3 protein-coding genes are annotated in these 4,225 nt (G+C 36.4%); 2 read left to right on the forward strand and 1 reads right to left on the reverse strand.

The genetic code is table 11. The features are described 5' to 3' along the window. Together PLK24_RS09025 and PLK24_RS09030 are read left to right on the forward strand one after the other, a co-directional pair. Positions 1–1,706 (forward strand): glycoside hydrolase family 127 protein (locus PLK24_RS09025; RefSeq protein ID WP_324478364.1); only part of this gene is annotated, 1,706 nt, incomplete at its 5' end. Next, positions 1,688–1,876, forward strand: a complete 189-nt coding sequence (locus tag PLK24_RS09030; RefSeq protein ID WP_324478366.1) for a hypothetical protein — start codon at positions 1,688–1,690, stop codon at positions 1,874–1,876. The genes PLK24_RS09025 and PLK24_RS09030, both read left to right, overlap by 19 nt. A gap of 147 nt (positions 1,877–2,023) precedes the next feature. On the opposite strand, the gene PLK24_RS09035 is transcribed toward PLK24_RS09030, so the two are convergent. Then, the coding region (locus PLK24_RS09035; protein WP_324478368.1) for an ATP-binding protein at positions 2,024–4,225 on the reverse strand (2,202 nt) is incomplete at its 5' end.

A 4,225-nucleotide genomic window follows, 5' to 3' on the forward strand; every position in this document is an offset into this window, starting at 1 on the left:
TGATTGAGGCGACAAGTTACTGTCTCCTAAACTATCATGACCCAGCTCTTGAAAGATTGCTTGATGAGAGTGTTAATCTGGTTATAAAAGCTCAGCAACCGGATGGCTATCTCAATACCTATTTTATTATAAAAGAGCCTGAAAAGCGTTGGACCAATCTCCGTGAGAATCATGAACTCTACACTACAGGCCACATGATTGAAGCAGCTGTAGCCTATTACCAATTAACTGGTAAAACCGGTTTTTTTGAAACAATTACGCGATTGGCCAATCATATCGTTTCGAATTTTGGCACCGAGATAAATAAAAGGAAGGGCTATCCCGGCCATCCAGAGATAGAGTTTGCCCTCCTAAAATTGTATCGAGTAAGCCAAGATCGTCGATATCTAAGGTTGGCCGAATTTTTTATAAACCAGAGAGGGGAAAAGCCCTGGTATTTTGACCTTGAAGCTAAAAAAAGGAATGAAATTAGCCCAACCTGGCCTTTTTGGACCCCTGAATACTGCCAAGCTCATCTTCCGGTTCGGGAACAGAAAGAGGCAGTCGGACATGCGGTGAGGGCTATGTATCTCTACAGCGCGATGGCCGATTTAGCCTATGAAACGGATGATGAAGCACTTTTTGAGACTTGTAAAATTCTTTGGAACGATGTAACCCAACATAAAATGTATATTACCGGTGGAATTGGTTCATCTTCCACGGGTGAAGCATTTACATTGAGTTACGACTTGCCTCCGGATAGAGCTTATGCTGAAACCTGTGCTAGTATAGGATTGATATTTTGGGCACAGCGGATGCTTCATTTGGATCTTGACCATCAGTATGCCGATGTCATGGAAAGAGCTTTATATAATAACGTTCTGAGTGGTGTTTCACTCGATGGCATGAAATACTTTTATGCTAATCCATTGGAAATCTGGCCCGAAGTTTGCCAAAAGCGCTCTGACTTAGCGCATATTAAAACTGTTCGCCAGCCTTGGTTTGACTGCGCGTGCTGCCCTACCAATTTAGCCCGGCTGCTTGGTTCAATTGGTCAATATATTTACTCCCAAGACGAAAATACGATTTATGTCCATCTTTTTATAGAGAGTGAAGTAACTTTTCAAATTGGGAGCGAAACGGTTATCCTCAGACAGAAAACCAATTATCCTTGGGATGGTGATGTAATGCTGCAAATCCATTCTCATGGTCATTGTGAATTTACTCTGGCAATAAGAGTTCCAAGGTGGTGCAAGCAAGCAGAATTATTAATCAATGGTAAAATTTTCGATAGATCAAGTTCGATGGAAAAAGGATATGTAAAATTGAAACGATTTTGGAATGAAGATGATCGGATCGAGCTCTCTATGACAATTTCTACTGAATTAGTTCGAGCTCATCCCAAGGTGAGATCAGTATCCGGAAAAGTTGCCGTATGCCAAGGCCCCATTGTATACTGCATGGAAGAAATTGATAACGGTCCAAACTTAGCTCGTATTGCCCTACCGAGAGAAGCAAAATTTACTGTTCAACCCGGCAAAGAAATCCTGAAAGATATTAATACTCTTCAAGCTGTAGGATTGAGACTCAAAGACCCATCTTTAGATAACCGTCTTTATAGCTCTGAAAAGCATTCCGTAGAAGAAGTGCCACTTCAGTTCATTCCTTATTATGCCTGGAATAATCGTGGTACTGGAGAAATGACGGTGTGGGTAAGAGAAAGTTAACTTGCTCAAATAAAAAAGATATTTTAGCCTGGGATGAGAGAATCAAATTACTGGGCACTTATTACTATTTCCGAGACCATCGTTTCCAAGGAATTCGAAATCAATTTATGGGATTTCTTTCAGATTTATTGGAAATACAGTATATGATTCATTTTCAATTGGGAAAGTAACAACTAACTCGATGATTTATAATTTTTAACAGAATTTTATGTTATTTAAGTAGCACCAGATGGGGATGAAAACCAAGATTCGGCATGCCATGGCATGCCGCTACATTAATTAAAGAATGGGCACAATACATTGTGCCCCTAAAATTATTATTTTTCAATAGTAATATAGTTGGCATTGGAGAGCCAGTTATATTTATCGACATCACAGGTTACCACGATAATTTGAAGCTGATGGGCGGCATCTTCTAAAATTTGCAAGGCACGGTGCAAGCGACTCGCATCAGTATTGGCCAGAGGATCGTCAAGAACGACTAATTGCCTTTCTTCATGACTGAGTAATCTCCCCAAAGCCAACCTGAAAAGATACCAAATCTGTTCTTCGGTACCAAAGGAAAGGTTTTCGATGGGAATCACCGTTCCCCAGCTGGACGACGTTACCGAGATAGGCTTTATCCCTTCATCTAAATGAACCGCATATTTAATCCCCAAAAGCCGTTTTAAATCTTCATTGACCATTTTTTTAACTGGGTCGGATAAGCTTTCTACTGATTTGGTTCTATAATATTTTATTAAAACATACAATAATTCAAGCGCTGATGCTTCGACTTCCAGGCGCTTCTCTTCTTCTTTGAGAAAAAACAATTCTTCCTCGATTCGGTTGGTATCTTTAAAAGAAACCAGCATGGAATTGAGTTTTCCATTTTTCTCGGCAAGGTCTTTTTCTAATTGGTGAATATCTTGATCTAATCTATTAATCTTATTTTCACATTCAGCAAAGGCTTTTTCCGGTTGATTTTCCATCTCTTCAATATCTTCGGTGTATTTTTGAAGAGCTCTTTCTTTTCGATCCAGCTCTATCGAAATATCATTTAGTTTTTCTTTCCTTTCTTTCAGAGTAAACCCATCTTTTTGAAAGTTTTCTAAACTATTTTGTAAAACACTCTTTCGTTCATTATTTCCATGAAGGATTTTTTCAAAATCTCGAATTTTACTTTGGACTGCATCTTTTTTATTATTCAACTCGCCCAATTCTTTTTTAAGATTTTTTTCTTTGTCTTTGTATCCTTCAAGCTCTTTTTCTAATTCATTGATTTTTTTAGCAGATATTTCTTTAGCTTGAATCTTGTCTTCATTTTCAGCATATTTTCTTAAATCAAAATTCTCTGGTATTTTACTCCAGTCGGATTCAATTCTCTTTTTGAGTTCGGCAATCTCTCCAATTAAAATTTCTTTTCCATTTTTGGTTTGTCCTTTTATTTCATTTTCAAGTCTTTTAATATGATTTTCCAATTCATTTTTTTGGTGGAAACGATCTCTCAATTCATCTATCAATTTGGTTTCATAAGGGGCGGTTAGTTTTTCAAACTCAAACTCAAATTCTTCTAATTCTTTTTTCATTTCCTTGACATCTTCGCTCCCACTCTTGATTTCAATTTCTCCGACTTTATCAATCGAGATTCTTGCTACTTCATGAGAGATCCAATCCTTTTTCTTTCCCTTTTTTATTTCGAATTCAACCCTTTTATCATCTAAATGGATTGTTCCAGAAATATCAGTTTGAGCAATTGCCTTGATTTTTAATCCAAGCGCATCTAATTTGGTTTGCGTATCATGGATTTTCCGATGATAGTCTTCAATTATATTTAAATCTTTTTGTGATGGGGCTTGGAGCGATTCTAATTTTTTCCTTTTTTCCAGTTTCTCTTGCTCTAAGTCGTTTACTTTTTTAAGCCGCTCTTCTTTTTCTTTTAATTCTATTTCCTCCTGAATTGCGGTATGGGCGGTTAGGGCATAACGATGTTCGGTTTCCTTTTTCTCAAAAAACTCAATTGTTTCATCTAAATTTTGGTTATAAGCATCGATTTCTTTTACTAACTTTTTTAAATCTTCCTCCTTCTGCTTTTTCTCCTGGTTTAATTTTTCACTATTAGACTCTATTTTTTTAATATCATTTTCATTTTTATGTATTTCACCGATTTGCTCGGCTAAATTTTTATAATCAGAAGATATTCTTTTTACTTCCTCCTTTAATTTTTCACGGTTTAAACGATGTTCATAGGCTAAGTTTATTTTACTTTTTAATTCATCTTTTTCTTGCAAGGCTGCTGCCAGCCCGGGTTTCTTTTTTTGAAGAAGGATTTCTTTGTCTTCAATGTCCCGTATTAAATTTTCTTTATCTATTCTTTTCTGGTCAATCTCGTCTTTTTCCTTTTCCAAGGCTTTGATTCGTTCTTTGATACTAATAATCTTAGAATCTTTTTTAAAATCTCTACGTTTCTCGGTGTATATATCCATAAATTGAGTCATAATTTTGTTAAATAGTTTTTTTTCGATATCAGTTTCAACAAC

This window comes from Atribacter sp., assembly GCF_035418125.1.
Lineage (GTDB): Bacteria > Atribacterota > Atribacteria > Atribacterales > Atribacteraceae > Atribacter > Atribacter allofermentans.